Annotated in this window: 13 protein-coding genes and 5 pseudogenes; 10 read left to right on the top strand and 8 right to left on the bottom strand. The window is 68.1% G+C overall.

Annotated elements, in window-relative coordinates:
• Window positions 1–34 precede the first annotated feature (34 nt).
• The 6 genes and pseudogenes from IE277_RS41095 to IE277_RS41070 form a co-directional block, all read left to right on the top strand.
• Complete coding sequence (locus IE277_RS41095) at window positions 35–1,228, top strand: cytochrome P450 (protein ID WP_189958832.1); 1,194 nt, start codon at window positions 35–37, stop codon at window positions 1,226–1,228.
• Between the two features lie 251 nt (window positions 1,229–1,479).
• Window positions 1,480–1,623, top strand: a pseudogene (locus IE277_RS41090) (IS5/IS1182 family transposase); the annotation flags it as partial.
• 368 nt (window positions 1,624–1,991) lie between these two features.
• Window positions 1,992–2,811: pseudogene (locus tag IE277_RS41085) on the top strand (IS5 family transposase).
• Window positions 2,812–3,325: 514 nt separating this feature from the next.
• On the top strand, window positions 3,326–3,610 hold the full coding sequence (locus tag IE277_RS41080; protein ID WP_189958831.1) for a DUF5808 domain-containing protein: 285 nt from the start codon (window positions 3,326–3,328) through the stop codon (window positions 3,608–3,610).
• Between the two features lie 122 nt (window positions 3,611–3,732).
• Window positions 3,733–4,830, top strand: coding sequence for an alpha/beta fold hydrolase (locus tag IE277_RS41075; RefSeq protein ID WP_229882378.1), 1,098 nt, complete (start codon window positions 3,733–3,735; stop codon window positions 4,828–4,830).
• Window positions 4,831–4,974: 144 nt separating this feature from the next.
• Window positions 4,975–5,130 (top strand): annotated as a pseudogene (locus tag IE277_RS41070) (IS5/IS1182 family transposase); the annotation flags it as partial.
• Window positions 5,131–5,185: 55 nt separating this feature from the next.
• Here the strand turns inward: IE277_RS41070 and IE277_RS41065 are convergent.
• Window positions 5,186–7,162 carry a hypothetical protein gene (locus tag IE277_RS41065; protein ID WP_189958829.1) on the bottom strand — a complete coding sequence of 659 codons (1,977 nt, stop codon included), beginning with the start codon at window positions 7,160–7,162 and terminating at the stop codon, window positions 5,186–5,188.
• A gap of 60 nt (window positions 7,163–7,222) precedes the next feature.
• Between IE277_RS41065 and IE277_RS41060 the strand changes: the two genes are divergently transcribed.
• The 3 genes from IE277_RS41060 to IE277_RS49905 all read left to right on the top strand — a co-directional run bounded on the left by IE277_RS41060 (window position 7,223) and on the right by IE277_RS49905 (window position 8,970).
• Window positions 7,223–7,606, top strand: coding sequence for an ABC-2 transporter permease family protein (locus tag IE277_RS41060; RefSeq protein WP_189958828.1), 384 nt, complete (start codon window positions 7,223–7,225; stop codon window positions 7,604–7,606).
• Window positions 7,603–8,055 (top strand): hypothetical protein, encoded by a 453-nt coding sequence (locus tag IE277_RS41055; RefSeq protein ID WP_189958827.1) that lies wholly within the window; start codon window positions 7,603–7,605, stop codon window positions 8,053–8,055. The genes IE277_RS41060 and IE277_RS41055 overlap by 4 nt, the downstream gene beginning before the upstream one ends.
• Before the next feature lie 189 nt (window positions 8,056–8,244).
• Window positions 8,245–8,970 (top strand): hypothetical protein, encoded by a 726-nt coding sequence (locus tag IE277_RS49905; RefSeq protein WP_189958826.1) that lies wholly within the window; start codon window positions 8,245–8,247, stop codon window positions 8,968–8,970.
• A 429-nt stretch (window positions 8,971–9,399) separates the two neighbouring features.
• On the opposite strand, the gene IE277_RS41045 is transcribed toward IE277_RS49905, so the two are convergent.
• From IE277_RS41045 to IE277_RS41030, 5 genes are all read right to left on the bottom strand, one after another.
• On the bottom strand, window positions 9,400–9,849 hold the full coding sequence (locus IE277_RS41045) for a 2-thiouracil desulfurase family protein (protein WP_189958825.1): 450 nt from the start codon (window positions 9,847–9,849) through the stop codon (window positions 9,400–9,402).
• Between the two features lie 74 nt (window positions 9,850–9,923).
• On the bottom strand, window positions 9,924–11,243 hold the full coding sequence (locus tag IE277_RS41040) for a glycosyltransferase family 4 protein (protein ID WP_189958824.1): 1,320 nt from the start codon (window positions 11,241–11,243) through the stop codon (window positions 9,924–9,926).
• Between the two features lie 325 nt (window positions 11,244–11,568).
• Window positions 11,569–11,937 (bottom strand): DUF6207 family protein, encoded by a 369-nt coding sequence (locus tag IE277_RS48225; RefSeq protein ID WP_229882384.1) that lies wholly within the window; start codon window positions 11,935–11,937, stop codon window positions 11,569–11,571.
• A 58-nt stretch (window positions 11,938–11,995) separates the two neighbouring features.
• Window positions 11,996–13,114, bottom strand: coding sequence for a fatty acid desaturase family protein (locus IE277_RS41035; protein ID WP_189958823.1), 1,119 nt, complete (start codon window positions 13,112–13,114; stop codon window positions 11,996–11,998).
• Window positions 13,115–13,121: 7 nt separating this feature from the next.
• On the bottom strand, window positions 13,122–14,177 hold the full coding sequence (locus tag IE277_RS41030) for a ferredoxin reductase (RefSeq protein WP_189958822.1): 1,056 nt from the start codon (window positions 14,175–14,177) through the stop codon (window positions 13,122–13,124).
• An 86-nt stretch (window positions 14,178–14,263) separates the two neighbouring features.
• Between IE277_RS41030 and IE277_RS41025 the strand changes: the two genes are divergently transcribed.
• Entirely contained in the window at window positions 14,264–15,403 is a 1,140-nt protein-coding gene (locus tag IE277_RS41025; RefSeq protein WP_189958821.1) for a PucR family transcriptional regulator, read from the top strand.
• A gap of 111 nt (window positions 15,404–15,514) precedes the next feature.
• Here IE277_RS41025 and IE277_RS41020 read toward each other — a convergent pair.
• Both IE277_RS41020 and IE277_RS41015 read right to left on the bottom strand, forming a co-directional pair.
• Window positions 15,515–16,358, bottom strand: a pseudogene (locus tag IE277_RS41020) (IS5 family transposase).
• A 351-nt stretch (window positions 16,359–16,709) separates the two neighbouring features.
• Window positions 16,710–16,910: pseudogene (locus IE277_RS41015) on the bottom strand (DedA family protein); the annotation flags it as partial.

Raw genomic sequence — 16,910 nt, 5'->3', positions numbered from 1 at the left:
CCCCGACGCCCCTCATGGCTGGACCCCCCCCCACGTGCATTCGACGACCAATCCGCCGCCCCTGCCCGGCGCGCGGCCTCTTCTCGATCCCGCCGCCGAGTACAAGCGCTGGATCACCGAACGTCCCCTGGATAGGATCACACTGTGGGGCGACCTGCACCCCTGGCTGGTCACCCGGAACGAGGACGCCCGCGCAGTCCTCAGCGATCCACGGTTCAGCTCGGAGAACGTCCGCCCGGGATTCCCCGGACTCCAGCCGACGACGCCACCGCGCACGCCCGGCCAGTTGTTCGCCATGGACCCGCCCGAACACACCCGGCTGCGCCGCATGCTCATCCCCGAGTTCACCTTCCGCCGGGTCGAGCAACTGCGGCCGGCCATCCGGCGTGTCGCGGGCGAACTCCTCGACCGTTTCGTCGAAAAGGGCCAACCCGCCGACCTGGTCGAGCACTTCACGCTGCCGCTGCCCCTTCTCACCATCTGCGAGCTACTCGGTGTGCCCTACAGCGACCGGGACTTCATCCACCAGCAGGCATCCGCCTTCGCCACCGTCTCCGCCGGACCGGAGGCCATGCGAGCGGGCTGGGCGGCGCTGTTCGGCTACCTCCAGGAACTACTCGCCGCCAAGTCGCGCGCACCTGAAGACGACCTGATGAGCAGACTCGCCACCGAACGCGTCGCCACCGGCGAGGCCACCCCGGCGGAAGCGGCCGGACTGGCCGTCCAACTCCTGATCGCAGGCCACGAGACGACCGCGAGCATGCTCTCTCTCGGCGCCGTCGCCCTGCTGCGGCACCCCGACCAGCTGACCGCGCTGCGCGCCGATCCGGCTCTGGTGCCGGGCGCGGTGGAAGAACTCCTGCGCTACCTCACCGTCGTCCACATCGGGCTGCGCCGCATCGCCACCGAAGACGTCGAGATCGGCGGTGTCACCATCCGCGCCGGCGAAGGGGTGGTGATCGCCCTACAGGCCGCCAACCGGGATCCCGCCGTTTTCGCCGACCCGGACGCGCTCGACTTCACCCGTGACGCCGGACCCCACCTGGCCTTCGGCCACGGCCTGCACCACTGCCTCGGCCAGTCACTCGCCCGCGCCGAACTCCAGATCGCGCTGCCGATGGTCTTCCACCGACTGCCGGGACTGCGTCTCGCCGCCCCCGCCCCGGAGGAGTTCGCGTTCGAAGGGCGCGCCGTCCACGGGACGCGGGAACTCTCCGTGGCCTGGTGAACCCTATCGTGAACGGGCCTGCCCCGTAGTGGTGCGGGCCCGGTCCAGCCGTGGGCAGTTGGGCGCCCACCAGCGACGGGCTCTCCTCGATGGGGCCGTCGATGTCCATCGGTGAGTCGCCCACAGGTGGCCCCTGACGTGGGTCCCTTCTAGCGGGTGCCCCAGCGATCGCTGAGTTGCGCGACGAGAAACAGCCCACCCGCCCTCGTCATCCAGCCCGGCGCGTCGCAGGTGAGGCAGGGTTGAGCCTCATGGGCCGTCACCGTTGGACCGTGGAACGGACGGTGGCGTGGCCGGCCGGGTGCCGCCGTCGGCAGCGCCGCTACGAGTGCAAACCCGAACACTTCCTGGCTTTCGTCGGCATCGCCGCCGCCCTGATCTGCTACCGCAGGCTGGCACCCTGGCACAGCCCCAGCCGGGACTGGGATGATCCATGCCGTCCGTACGACTGGGTACCAGGCTGGCTCAACCTCTACTGGTCCTCGTTGGCAGTCCTCGACCCCCTCGCAGCCGCATTCCTGCTCAACGGGAAACACCACGGAGCCGACCTCGCTGCGCCATCATGGCGACCGACACCGCCGCTAACTCGTATGCGGCCTACTCGCATTCAGCACAGCGGCCTCCTCGCCCAACCCGGGCCTGCAAAGGCTGACCGCCTTTGCGCTGCTGTACTCGGAGCAACTCCGTTCCTCCACAAGCACCTCACCAATTGAGATCACTTCTAAGACCGTGTCCTATGTGGTGAGGTGGACGTTCACCCGTTATGGGGCGGGGAACGTGGAGCTGGATCGTGCCGGACGGGCTGTGGGAGATCGCGAGGCCGCTGATCCCGGAGCAACGAACACGGCCGCAGGGCGGCGGAACAGCCAACGCCCCTGATGAGACGCTGTTCGCGGCTATCATCTACGTGCTGGCTGGCGGGTGCGCATGGAGAGCGTTGCCGCCGTGCTTTGGCGTCTCGAAGTCGACTGCCCACCGCCGGTTCCTGATCTGGTCTCGTGCTGGGGTGCGGGGCCGGCTGCACCAGGCCGTGCTCGACAAACTCGCGGCCGAAGACCTGCTCGACCTCTCCCGCGTGGTCCTCGACACCGCCCATGTCAGGGCGAAAAGGGGGGGGCGAACTCACAGGTCCGAGCCCCGTGGACCGGAGTAAGCCAGGTTCCAGGATGCATGTCCTGTCCGACCGGTCGGGACTGCCTCTCGTGGTCGGTATCTCAAATGGCAACACCCACGACAGCCAGGGGCTCAAGCCCATGATCGCCGGACTCCAATCGAAACACGATCCCGATCGGGGTCGACACTACAAGCCCCGCAAGCTCCACGCCGACAAGGCATATGACCAGCCCGACCTGCGTAAATGGGTCCGCGGCAAGCGAATCGGCGTACGCATCGCCCGCAAGGGCATCGAATCCAGCGAGCGTCTGGGGCGTCACCGTTGGGTGATCGAGCGCACTATGTCGTGACTGTCCGGCTACCGCCGACTCAGCCCCTGCTATGAACGAAATCCCCGCAACTACCTGGGCTTTCTGGGACTCGCAGCCGCGCTTTGCTGCTACAAGCGATACGTCCGCCTCACTACATAGGACACGGTCTAAGGAGTGTCCCGTGGGCGAGTGACAGGACCCGTCAGACAGTCCCAGGGACGTGTGGTTGTGGGCACCCCGCGTATTACACGAACGGCTGCTGCCCCACGGCTAGGAACCGAGCCGCAGGGAACATGCCGGAACAGCAGAAGATCACCTGGCCCTGGGCGGACGGACAGCGGCCCAGGTGGCCGTCCGCCCAGACCGAGACTGCTCAGCGCGGTGGTCCAGTCGCTGACGATGGCCTGCTGTGCCGCCTTCAGGGTGACCTTCCCGGAGCAGACGGCAGTGTGCAGTTTCGTCTCCACCGGGTCTTTGAGGTTGTTCACGCCTGAGCCCGGCTTGTGCCCCGGGTCGGCCGGATGCGGAACTGTCCGGGGAATCCTGAGTCGGGAATGACCATTCCGGTCCATCACGACCCAACGCAGCTCAGGTAGTTGCGGCCGGCAACTTGCGAGTCAGGCGGGGCTGTGACGAGCGCGGTCCAGGTACTCGGCCAACTGACGGGCTGGTCGTGGTGATCGGCATTGCCGTCCGCACCGGGCAGGGCGGCAGCCGACTGCGGCTGCCCGCTAAAGACGGCGCGGTGGCGGAGGAGAGCACCGGCATGGTGCGGCGCGACGACGACCAGTACTGGCGTCTGCTTGGCACGGTATACGTCAACCGGGCCGATCCTGCGTTGCTTGTTCAAAAGCGGTTCGGCATCGGCTGGACCGTCAACTTCGGCAACCCGCGAGGTGTCGTGCTGCTGCTCGGGCTCATTCTGGCCCCGCTCGTCGTACCGCTGCTCGTCCACTAAGTGCGTCCGCCGAACGGGCCATTGCTCAGGCGTCCGACCAGGGCGTGTTACTCCGCACCCGGCAAACCACCGTCCCCGGTCCTCTCACCCTCTCTCACCACTTCAGCTCATGAGGAGAACACATGTGTTTACGCACCCCCTGGCGCAGCAGGATGATCGCCATGCTCGTGGCGGCGGTCGCCCTCGTCACGGCCGGGCCGGTACCGGGCACGGCCTGGGCGTCTGCGGCCCCCCGGGCCGCCCTCGTATCCGCCATGGACCGTGAGGTCCACTTCACCGCGGACGGCACCACCGCGTACGGCAGTGTGCACATACCCGCCCACCGCGCGGGCCGCAGGCTCGCCGCGGCGCTGCTGCTTCCCGGCAGCGACCCGACCGACCGCAACGGCGACGAGCCGCCCGACTACACTCCCCACACTCTGGCCCTCATGGCCGGCGTTCTCAGCGGCGACGGCGTGATGAGCCTGCGGTTCGACAAATATGGCACCGGGCACACGGGCCTGGGCGGACGCAACAGCGCTCCCGACATGGGCGCCTACACCCGACAGGCTGTGGCCGCGTACAACACTCTGCGCGCCCAGCCTGAAACCGACCCGCACGCGCTGCTTGTGGTCGGGCACAGTGAGGGCGGCCTGCAAGCATTGCTCGTCGACCGCGTCGTACAGCCGAAGCCCGCCGGGCTCGCGCTCATCGCCCCGCAGGACATGCGGCTGCTGGACCTGGTCCGCCTCCAGCTGGCGGCCGCATTGAACCGGGCTGTCGCCGCGGGGCAACTCACGGCGCTGCAGGCATGGTTGAACAACCGGGGCGTGGCCAGGGCCATGGCGGACTTCCGCGCCCGGCGCCCGGTTGACACCTCGGGGCTGCTGCCGTCCCTCTCCTCCCTCCTCAAGGGCATGTTCGGGCCGGTCAACGCGGATTTCGTCCGCAGCGACGACGCCCTCTACCCGTCATCCGTCGCCCGAGGCATCGCGCACGACACGCGTACGCTCGTCACCTGCGGCACCGAGGACACCAATGTGCCCTGCCGGACGATGCCTTCTCTCCTGTCGGCCCTCGCCGCCGCTCGCACCACCGACCCAGGACTGCGGGTCCTCCTCGGGCTCGACCATCTCCTTCACCCCGCCGGCTCGCCGGTCAACGATCCGGTGATCGCGCCAGCCGCGCAGCAGAGCCTCCACGACGTCGTCCGTCCCTGGCGGCACGCCACGCAGGGCTGAGGAAGCCTCCTCCATCCGCGCCTCGCCTCTCGCGGCTGTGCACCCTCCCCGCACTGGGCCACCGCGCCGACCACGACGTCGTCGGCGCGCGCCCCCACTCCGGCATCACAGAGTCGCGACGCTCTGTTATCACCAGAGGAACCTGTGCCTGCACTGCTGTTATGGCTGGCCGAACCACTGTGGGACAAATTCGCGGTACTACTGCCCGAGCGGACGGTCTACCACCCAGACCACCCCTGCGCTGCCACCGCCCCGCGTATCAACCACACGGTCGTGTTCGACAAGCTCCTGCAGCTGCTGGTGATGTACCGCTGTGTGGCCGTGGTGTCCGCATGATTGACCGGGCGACAGTTGCTTATCCGGCTGTCTCCCTGACGGCCTGCCGCAGTGCCCCGGTGTCTGGTGACGTCGTCGGGAGATTGGCGACTGCAGTAGCCGCGTCCGGCCAGACGGCGAATCGGCCCCAGTGGAGCGGCCATGCGAAGCGCCGATCGACGATCCAGGCCAAATGCGCTTCGATGTCGGCGCGGCGCTCGGGTGGCGCAATCGCCATGTCCGGTTCGACGGGTAGACACCAGGTGTGCTCGTCGAGCGCGACGATTCTGCCGTCGAAGTGGTCGTAGACATAGTCCCCGTGAAGCGGCAGCTCAGCGTCCGCTTCTCGAAGAAACGTATAGTCGCCCACGATTTCGTCGCTGTCGGCTCGCAGGAACCGCAGCACCTTCTCGCCCACCGCGACGATCACATCGTCAACGCCCCACAGCACGCCTTGTGTACCGGCCGGGGCGGCTAGCGTGCGCAGTCGCCTCGCCTCGCCGTTGCCCAGCGACCAGACCTCGATGTCTCCGGCTGCCGTGAGGACGGCTCCCCGGTCTCCGGACGGTGCCCATGCCCATACCGCGAAGTCCTTGTTCTCGCGGGCCAGGGCTGTCTCTGCAGGGGTAACGGCCAGTCGGTGGCTGAGCCGCCCGTCGTCGTAAACCTCCACGCCGGGCTCAGCCGCCTTCTCACTCAGCACGGCGGCGAGTCGGGCCGTGTCACCGCACATGCCCCAGTGCAGAGACAGATCCCAGCGCGACCCGGCGGTCGGTATGGGGTCGGCAGCCGGGCGGCCGGTGGCCGCGTCACGGAAGTGCAGCCGTTGTTTGTGGATATGAGCAAGGTAGCGTCCGTCCGGGCTCCACTCGGCAACCCAGTCGACCCTGGTCCCTGTGCACCAGAGCGGAACACCCGTGGCGACGTCGACGACAAACGCCTCGGAGCGATTGGCGACGTACAGCTGGCTTCCGTCGGGAGACCAAACAGGCGACCAGTCGACCCACAGCTCCTCCCCGCAGCCCTGGACGCTCACCGGTATGGGCCCCTTGGCCAGGATGTACTCGTGCGGCATCTCGGCGTGCTCAGCCAGCCAGAACAGCTTGCCGTGCTCCAACGGGGCGAGGCAGCCCTGCACACCGACCCGATCCTTGTTGCCCGTCGCGACGAAGGCGCTGCGCCCATCGGGATGCAGCGCCCAGGCCGGCGGACGGGAAGCGCCGTTGGTCACCTGGGCCTCTGCACGTGGCTCAGAGGAATCGCCGAACGGGTCCCACACACCGATCGTGTTGGTGCGGAAAGCCATGCCCAGATGCCGGCCGTCAGACGACCACTGCATGGTGCGCGCGTAGCCGTCCCAGCCGACTCCGCCGTCGATCCACTTCAGGACATTGACGCACCGCCCGGTCGCGACCTCCCAGACCTGCGCGGTGCCACTCTCGCCATCCCCCCAGTCCCCAGTGGCCAGATGGGTGCCAGAGGGGCTGAGCGCCAGTGCGATGATCTTCGAACGGTGTCCGTAGGGGCGGCTGAGCATCGTGCCCCGCACGCGGATCCTGTTCGTGGCGAGCCGGTGCGCCGGGGTGAGGCCGTGGTCGCGTTCAAGAGCGGTCAGCCGGGCCCGCAAAGGGGGCAGGTCGCGGGCGGGAACGAAGGATGTCCAGTCCGCGTCCGTCAGTAGGTTCTCCAGCTCGGCCGGGCCGGCCGCGGCGAGGGCTGCAGGATCTGCGAAAAGGCCCGGTAAGGGAGCGGGCAGGGAACCATCCTCGCTCGTCGGGCCCTCAAGCACCGCGAGCGCCGCGAGGAGCGCCGCCTCGTCGTATATCGGTATGCCCTGGACGTACGCCTTGTTGCCCTTGTCCCTCGACGTCTCCTGTCCTACGAAGATCGCGGCGGTCGAAGGTGTGAGCTCGACCGTCACGTGTGCGCCCGCGGCTTCCAGGCGTCTTTCGGCCTCGCCCGGCCCGAGAGTGTCGAAACTGCCGGAGAGCGCGATTTCACGGCCTGTCAGGTTCATGGGCAGCGAGACTACTGGCTGGCACCGACATCGCCGCGACCACCGTGCCGAGGGCAGGCCTTGGACGTCGCGCAGAATCGGCATGCGGTCATGGGCGGCGGCACACTCCTCTACCTGGCGGCGGGCGTCCCGCCCGGACACATCTGGCCTCTCGCGGTCACCGGCGTGGTGGTGGGCGCGATGCTCACCACGTTCACCCTCTGGCTGACCGTCCGCGCCTCCCAGGCAATCGCGGTGGTCGTCGGGATCATCGGCATCCTCTTCGGCGTGCTCGTCGGCGGAACCGCCATGCAGCAGACCTTGTGGCCGCTGATCCCCTACTCGTGGGCCAACTACCTGGACCTGCACCGCATGTCGGTGACACTCCCGGCGAGCCTCGTCGCCACCGTCCTGTTCACCATCGGCATCACCCACGCCACACGAAAGGCGGCGGAGAACTCATGACCACACCCACTACGCGCACGCATACAGGCACGGCACGAGCAGGCGCGCTGCTCGCGACTGCCGCCGGCCTGATAGCCCCGTTACTCCTGTCCGGCTGCCCCTCACAGCAGGGCGACGCCCTCACGAAGTGGCCGGCAGTGACGAGCAATCCCCAGCACATCACGGCCGACCAGCTCGGCTCCGCCTGGCCCATGACGGCCGAGGAAGGCGACGTCCGCTGCGACACGACTCCCTACAGCGGCTTCGCCATCACCTTCATCGCACCCGACGGCAGGGTGTACGCGCTCAACAACGTCGCCCACGACGAGAAGGGCTACCCCAACGCCGACACCATCCGGAAGTCCTCGTCGAAGACGATGTGGCGGCTTCGGTCGTTCGGGATGCAGCTGTGCAGCGTCTACCGCGCCAGACACATGAAGCCGACCCCGGCGGATTCGAAAACCCCCTGAACCGCCCGCACAGCATCGCCCCCACCTACTGCGACAAAACCCCCGAAGGGTGCAGTCAAATCGTTTGATCTCAAGTTGGCTCAAGGAAGGTTGACGGGCTCCCGTCCGATCTGGTTCATCGGGCGGGACCTTCGCATTCGTGGGCCCTGTTCGAGGCTGCGTCCGAACGCGGAGAAGCCCGTTGGGGTCGTGTTCGACCGGATCGTGCTCGCTCTCGTCTGGGGGATGGGCCGCAAGCGCGTGGCCGACGAGGCGTGCTCGGCGACCACGATCCGGCGGCGCCGCGATGAGTGGATCAAGGACGGGGCAGGTGCTTGCCTGGCCCGGACGGTGCTCGCCGTCTACGACCGCAATGTCGGGCTGGAGTTGGAGTTGTCCGCGCACGGCTGCGTCACCAAGTCCCCGTCCAGCGGCAAGTGCGCGGTGCTGCTCGGACATATCGGCGAGCGTCTCGCTGCTCTCCTCCCCCAGGCAGGCATCCCCGCGCATCCCGCACATGCCGTCCGGCATCAGCGGGGGAAGCGGGGCGCCGGAGGAGCGGGCCGTGGATACCACCAGCCGCCACTCGGCCGGCTGCACGGGACCGTCGCGGTCCATGAACGTGGTCACCCGTACGCCCGCGTACTGTGCGGTGGGGAACATCTGGTGCTGGGTGACGAACTGCCAGCCGAACGCCGCGGTGTCCGACAGCGACCCGGCGCGATTGACCACCACGACAGGCTCGGGCAACACCAGCAACCCGGTGGGCACGATGACGTCGCGGTTGCGGTCCAAGGTGCTCAGGTCGGCCGGCTCGAGGGTGGCGGCCGCGGCCATCACCGCGGCGTGCGCGGCCGGGCAAATGACGAAGACCTCCGTCTGCCGCCGCAACTTCTCGATCTGCCGCATCTGCCACGAGGCAGCCTCAGCCGGTGATCGCGGCCACGGCGGCCTGAACCCCAGCTTGCCCAACACCATCGACATGGCCGCCTGCCACTCCAGGCCTTCAGTTTTGACCACGTCCGTGAAGTTGCTGTTCAGCAGCACCCCTTGCAGCTCGCCAAGGACGTTGTTGATGTTGCTGGCGAGCATCATCTGCACCCACGAGTTCCCCGACAGGCTCGTCAACGACACCCGCCGCATCCGCTGCGCTGCCCCAGCTGCACTGGTTGCCGTCCACTGCCCAACCTGCTCGCGGGTCCGCTCCCGCTTGCCCCGACTTGCCTTCCCCACCCCGTGGCCCCCTCCCAGATGACCGATGCCAAAGCCGTACCCGACCCCTGCACGAACGACACGACGGAATCGAGACGCCACGCTGCGCCTCTCGCGACGCCGGTTGAGGTATCCGGCTGGCTCGGGATCGCTTCACACCCCGGGTGCGGGCCGCACGACGATCCCGTTCCGCTCAAGCAGCGCCGCCGTCACCCCGTCTCCTGGCACCAGCTCCCCTGCGAACGACCCGTCGTAGACCACGCCACGTCCGCACGACGGACTGCGCGGCATCAACAGCGCCTCCGTGCAGCCTCCGTGCCGTGCCGCCGCCAGTGCGCGCCGCGCTCCGTCCACGAACTCCGCTGTCACGTCACGTCCAGTGTCCTCAACGACCCGTGCCGCCCCGCCGAGCACGTCGTGCCCGTCGCCGCCCACCAGCTCCGCGGGCCGCCGCGGTGTCGCGAGCCCACCCGCCACTTCTGGGCAGAAGGAGACAACTTCGCGACCTACCACCGCCTCCTCGATCTCCGAAGACGCCTTGTGCTGCCCATCGAATCGGCATGGCACCCCACGCAGACACGCGCTGACCAGGATTGCTTGCATGCCGCCAGGCTAGCCCCAGCCATCACCACGGACCGTCACCAATGATGGGGCTCTTTGCTGAACCTTGAGCGATGTCACCGAAGTTTGACTGGCATCCGCTCCGGTTCATCGTGCCAAGGCGTGGATGGATACCCTCGCAGCGCGGACCCCACTTCCAGGGCTGTCGAGCGCCAGGTGGGCAGCGTGCGCTGACGTTGCTCAGCCAGTGTCCTGAGCCGGTCGCGCGGCACCCGCTCCCCCATCCATTCACTGAGCGCGTCGGCCCAGAGCGTAGTGTCGCCCGGCGGGATAAGCCGTCCCGGACGCTCCAAATGGGTCTCGCCGGGAAACGCCGCGTAGCCCAACGCCTCTGGCACTCCTCCGACATCCGACGCGAAGACCGGCAGTCCCCGAGCCAGTGCTTCGGTAATGCACATGCCGTACGGCTCCTTGTCGGAGGCCAGTACCAGCAGGTCGGCCCACGCATAGGCGGCGTCCAGGTCAGCGCCGGCCAGCGGACCGAGCAGTGAGATCCGGTCGACGAGTCCGGCCTCGGCAATCAGGGCCCGCAGGCGGGCGGCGTATACGGAGTCCGGCTCCGCACCGGCGACCTTCATATGCCACGGCAGGTCACGCGGGAGGGAGCCGAGCGCCTCCACGAGCGCGGTGTGGCCTTTCCGTTCGGTGATGCTGGCCACACAGAGCAGATGCCGACCGCCGCTGGGGGTACCCGGTGCGAGGGGTGCGAGATGGACGCCGGGCACGGCGACATGCACGCGGGCCCCCGGCAGGCCGTGTCGCTCGGTGAGCTGGACAGCCGTCCAGCGACTGGTGGCGACGGCGGCGGACGCGTACCCCAGCGTCGCTCGCTCGGCACGGTCGAGTTCCCGGGCCACCTGTGGGTCGAGCCCGGTCTCGTCGGCGAGTGGCAGATGTACCAGGACCACCAGGCGCTGCTTCCCGCAGTGGGCGGCCATAAGTTCCGGAACATTGCAGGCGATCAGCCCGTCCAGGAGCACCACCGAGTGATCGGGGATCGCCTCCAAGACGCCGGACAGCTCGCGTAGCCCGTCCTCGGCCGGGCGCGGCCAGGCACCGGCCACGGGCCGCAGGTGCACGTCCCAACCCAGCTCCCCCAACTCCCGAGCCAGCTCACGATCGTACCGGTTCCCGCCCGACGGGCGATGTTCGTCGTCCAACCCGGTGGGCACGACGAAGTACACAGCGGACACCCTCGCTCCTTTGATCGGCCTCGTGGTTTCACAACATACGGGCTTGCCTGCGCCCAAGACCGAGGCGGTCGATCTTCGTTGAGACCGCTCAACGAAGATCGGTGACCAACGCGCCTGTTTCATCGATCGCTGGTAGCTTTGGGTCACTCGGGTCTCGGTGGTTGGATTGGCGTCGGCTGGCACCTCGGCTGATCCTCGCCGCCCCGGTCATGGAAGGACTCGACACCACGCCACGGCGAGGGACCACCCAGTGCCCGGTCAAGGCCCACGACGCCATCTGATCACAGCGAGTGATTACCGCACCGAGATGATCCACCGGTTCCGCGTCTGGAAGACCGTCACCGGGGCACCCGCGCACGCCTGACCGCAGGGTCCCGCACGACACCCGGGCACCATCAACATGCCCCAACTCGCCTACCTCACCAGCAACTTGACAGCGCCAGCCGTCGTACTCGCTGTGGACGGGGAGGTGAGCGAAGACGCACGGTTGCTGCAGGCCGGCTATCCCTCAAGTTGAGGACGCTCCGCAGGGTCTCCGTCGTGGACAACGGACAATTCCAAACCCTGTCCATAATTTCTGCTCACCCGCCCACCCCGGCAGCAGGGCCGGGGCGGACACAGGGGCGGCGAGCATCGGTTCCGGCAGCGCCCGCGTCACAGCCCCATGCCTTCCACCCAGCCCGCCCGTCGGCAAAGCGTGCGTACGCACCCGACTATCGGCCCGGCCATGGCAGGTCTGCGCACTACAACACCTCGCCGGGGGCTGTGTGTTGAGCTCCTGGCGCACGTTCAGGTAGCAGTGCAGCCGGACACCGGGCTGACCCGGATTCCGTGTTGTACGGTCTGATGTCGCGGTCGCCCATTGTTCGCAACGGATCTCACCGAACCCGGCGGTGCCGCCGGTACGGCCGAAAGATCTGAACCAATACCGGGAATCAGGCCGCGACGAGCTCCTGCTCGCGGGCCGGCGTCTTGACCTTGGGCTTCTTGTTCGGCAGCGAGAGCCGGAAGACCTTGCGCCACGCGGAGAACACCTGCTTGGGCAGCGGCCCGGTGACGTACTCCAGCTCGTACTTTTCGAACAACGCGCGCACCTTCACCGCGACCTCGGCGTACCGGTTGCTCGGCAGGTCCGGGAACAGGTGGTGCTCGATCTGGTGCGACAGGTTGCCGGTCATGAAGTGCATGGCCTTGCTGCCGCTGATGTTCGCCGAGCCCATCATCTGGCGCAGGTACCACTGGCCGCGCGTCTCGCCCTTGATCGACCGGCGCTCGAAGACCTGTACGCCCTCGGGGAAGTGCCCGCACATGATGACCGAGTGGGACCAGATGTTGCGGACCAGGTTCGCGGTGAACGTGGCGGCGAGCGTGGGGAGGAACGACGGGCCCGACAGCAGCGGGTGGATCACGTAGTCCTTGAGCACCTGCTTGCGGATCTTGCGGCCCACGGCCTTGGCCCGCGCGCGGAACTCCGGGTTCTTGCGGCGGCGCTTGTGCAGGTTCTTGCCGAGCTCCAGGTCGTACGCGGCGATGCCGTACTCGAAGAAGCAGGCGTTGATGAAGTTCCACAGCGGCTGGCCGAGGTGGAACGGGTGCCACTTCTGGTCCTCGTCGACGCGCATGATGCCGTAGCCGAGGTCGTTGTCCTTGCCGATCACGTTGGTGTACGTGTGGTGCAGCTCGTTGTGCGAGTGCTTCCACTGCTCGGACGGCGAGACGTGATCCCACTCCCAGGTGGTGGAGTGGATCTTCGGGTCCCGCATCCAGTCCCACTGGCCGTGCAGGACGTTGTGGCCGATCTCCATGTTGTCCATGATCTTCGCCACGGACAGACCGGCGGTGCCGATCAGCCATGCGGGCGGGAAGATCGAGAACAGCAGCACGCCCCTGCTGACCAGCTCGAGCTTGCGCTGCGCCGAGATGACCTTACGGATGTAGGCGGCGTCTTTCTCGCCGCGGCCGGCGATCACCTCGTCGCGGATCGCGTCCAGCTCGCGGCCGAGCTCCTCGATCTGCTCCGCGGTCAGGTGGGCGGTGGGGTCGATGGCGGTCAAGGTGCTCCTACCGTTCGATGTCGCAGGGGCCCGCCGCGGCGGACACGCAGGTCTGGATGAGGACGCCGGGCTCGGCCTCGGTGATCTCGCCGGTGCGCAGGTCGCGGACGGCACCCGCCTTGAGCGGCGAGACGCAGCCGAAGCAGATGCCCATGCGGCACCCGGAGGGCATGAGCACGCCGGCCTCCTCGCCGACGTCAAGCAACGGCGTGGCGCCGTCCGCGTCGACGGTCTTGCCGGTGGCGCTGAACGTGACCTCGCCGCCGTCGCCGGCGACGACGATGCTGGGGCGGAAGCGTTCGGTGTGCAGGCGCTCCGGGACGCCGTGCTCGCTCCAGTGCTTCTCGGCGGCGTCGAGCAGGCCCGCGGGCCCGCAGGCCCAGGTCTCGCGCTCGGCCCAGTCGGGCACGAGTTCGTCGAGACGGGCGATGTCGAGCATGCCGTCGGTGTCGGTGTGCACCTCGGTGAGCTGCAGCTTCTTGTCCGCGACCAGGTCGTGCAGTTCGTTGCGGAAGATCACGTCCTGCGGCTGTGGCGCGCAGTGGACCATGACGACGTCGTCGAACTCGGTGTCGCGCAGCATGCCCATCACGGGCGTGATGCCGCTGCCGGCCGTCAGGTAGAGCACCTTGGCGGGCTTGGCCTGCGGCAGCACGAAGTCACCGGTCGGCTGGTCGAGCTGGATCAGCGTGCCCGGTGTCGCCCTGCGGACCAGGTGGTTGCTGACCTTGCCGTCCGGGATCGCCTTCACGGTGATCGTGACGCGGCCGTCCTGGCGGTTTGTCGGCGAGGTGAGGGAGTAGGCACGCCACAGGCGCACCCCGTCGACGTCGACGCCGATGCGCACGTACTGACCGGCCGTGTGGCCGCGCCAGCCCCGTCCCGGCCTGATCACGATGGTCGCGGCGTCACCCGTCTCGGGGTGCACGGCCTCGATGCGCCCCCGCAGGTCAGCGCCCGCACGCAGCGGGCTGACCAGGTCGAGGTAGTCCGACGGCAGCAGCGGCGTCGTGACCATCTCCAGCAGTTTCCAGGCCCTGCTGCGGAGGGCTGTACTCGTCATGGCTCCAGCTTGATGCGCCTCAGGGCGTAAAGTCCTGACCGAAGGACGTAAATCTGGTCGGCTGAATTGTTCGCAGGGAACAAAACATGAGCCTTGTAATCCGGAGGGCCAGCGAACTGGCCCTGGATGAGACGACGGTCACCGCACTGCGGGCCGCGCTGAAGACCACCGCCGACGAGGTCGTCCAGGCGATCATCGACGAGGTCCCGCCCTACGCAGGCGCCCTTTCAGGCCGCATGGGCGGCACCATCCGCCGAGCCGTCCGCACCGCTCTGGGGCACTACCTGGACCTCGCCAGCGGGAACGCCACAGGTGGCGACGCCGGTGACGCAGCCTACGAGCTCGGCCGCGGCGAGGTCCGGGACGGCCGTTCGATGGACGCCCTGCTCAGCGCCTACCGCGTCGGCGCCCGCGTGGCCTGGCGATGCCTGGCAGCGGGTGCCGTACCCGCAGGTCTGCCCGCCGCCGAGGTCGCCAAGTTCGCCGAGCTGACCTTCGCCTACATCGACGAACTCTCCGCAGCGAGCGCCGCGGGCCACGCCGACGAACTGGCCGCCCGGGGCCGGGCCCACGAGCGCCACCTGGAACACCTGGCCCGTGACCTCCTCGCCGGCGCGAACCCGGACGTGCTGCTCGTCTCAGCTCAACGGGCCGGGTGGCAGCCTCCGGCTTCGCTGACCGCGGTCCTGCTGCCCGCCGCCCAGGCCCGGCCTGCCTACCGCGCGCTCGACCCGAGCACCCTCGTCCTCGACGACCTGCCGGACGCCACCGGTGTGCTCCTCGTCCCCGATGCCGACCGATCACATCTCTTGCGCCGGCTGACCGACCGCACCGCCGTGGTCGGCCCGGCCCGGCCATGGACTCGTGCGTCCGCCTCGTACGCACGCGCCGTACGCGCGCGCTCCCTCTCCTCTGATATTCGCGACACCGAGGACCACCTGCCCGAGCTGGTGCTGAGCGCCGACGTGGACGCGTTCGCAGACCTGCGTGCCCGAGCCCTCGCACCGTTGCGGACCTTGCCTGTCGCAACCGCGCGGCGGCTGGAGGAGACGTTGCGGGCGTGGCTGCTGCACCAGGGCAGGCGGGATGAGGTGGCGGCCGCGTTGTTCGTCCATCCCCAGACCGTCCGGTACCGGATGTCGCAGCTACGGGAGCTGTTTCCGGACCTCGCATCGCCGCACCGGGTCCTTGAACTGACACTGGCGGTCGGTCTTCGGGTCAGCTGACGCGTTCTTCGACCGTCCAGGACCGCGTCCGCGAGCGGTCCAGGAATCGGCCTCGTCCTCGATGCCCCCACGCAGTTACTACCTTTAGAGGCCGCGCAGATAGGTGGCCGGTCATGGGCGGCGTCGGGGACGTGTGTCCGAGCGGTGGGTGGTCCAAGCTCGGCGGAGCAGACTGCGTACGGTGATGATCGTGTCGGCAAGGTCAAAGAACGCTTCGATGACGCTGGTGCGGCGCTCGTAGCAGCGGGCGAGGCGGTGGAAGGAGTTCTGCCAGGCGTGGGTGCGCTCGACGTGCCACCGCCGGGTTGCCTGGACGGACGCTTTGGTCCCCTTGCGTGCGATCTGACCTTGCAGATTCCGCTCGTTGAGCACGGAGCGGGACGTGGCCGAGTCGTAGCCGGCGTCGAGGTGGACGGTTATCTGGTCAGGAAGTGGACCAAGTCCGTTCAAGAGATCCAGAGTTGGTGCCAGAAGTGGCGAGTCGTGACGGTTGGCGCCTGCCAGGACGCGACCGAGCGGGATGCCGTAGCCGTCGGTCATGCCCGACCGTTTCATACCCTGTTTGCCCCGGTCGACGGGTGAGCGTCCGGCCGCTTCGCCGCCGCCGGGGGGCCTTGGTGATGGCACCGTCCACGGAGATCTGGTCAAGGACGAGGCCAACGACACGGTCGTAAGCGTCGAGCGCAATCTGCTTCAGTCGAGAGAAGACTCCCAGGCTGATCCACTCGTCGCGGCGGTTGCGGATAGTGGTGGCCGAGCAGGTCGAGTCGGCGATCGCCTCGTAGGAGCAGCCACATCGCAGGATTTGCAGCAGCTTGTCGAAGACGATCCGCTCACTGATTCGGCGTCGATGACAGCCCAACGGGTGGGCTGGATCGAACGTCGGCCGCTTGGGCAGCAGGGCGGCGAATTGGTCCCACAGCGGTTCGGTCAGCCGTGACGGCAGCACAGGCACAGGTTCTCCACGAACTGTCTCGTAAATGATCTCAGGTGTTGTGATCAGCACGCCGGCTGGCGGCTCTTGCGCACCCGTGCACCGGGGGTGCTGTCGAAGGCCCTGAAGGCGTACTGGACGAGACGGTGCCGCTCGAGATCAGTCCGCGTGGCCCCGGCCCGTCGCTCGTGTACTCACGGCGTGGACGCGGCGGGGTTGGCGCGCGGAGTACCGGTTCCGGCTGCTCCGTGAGCCTGACGGCGCGGAAGATCAGGGCGCGACGAGTGCGGCGCTGTGCCGGAAACCTCGGATGGATGTGCCGACATGGTGCGGCCCTGTGATCTGTGTCGTGTTGGAGGTACCGGCTGTCGGTCAGTCACGTCCGCACCGGGCGGGGCTGACGTCTTGCAGTTGCGGGAAGCGGTGGCGCTTCTTCATCCACAAGGCCGCGCCCCCGGCCGTGATCAGGCCGGCGATGGCAAGGGCGGGTCCGCCGAGGGTGATGATTCGCTGCAGGGATGCGGCGGCACCGTAGCCGGCGCCGGCTTCGGCGGTGGCCCACAGGCAGGCGGC

This window comes from Streptomyces alanosinicus, assembly GCF_014650595.1.
GTDB classification, from domain to species: domain Bacteria; phylum Actinomycetota; class Actinomycetes; order Streptomycetales; family Streptomycetaceae; genus Streptomyces; species Streptomyces alanosinicus.
The sequence above is the reverse complement of the archived record's forward strand: the minus strand, read 5'-3'. Positions and strand labels throughout refer to the sequence as shown.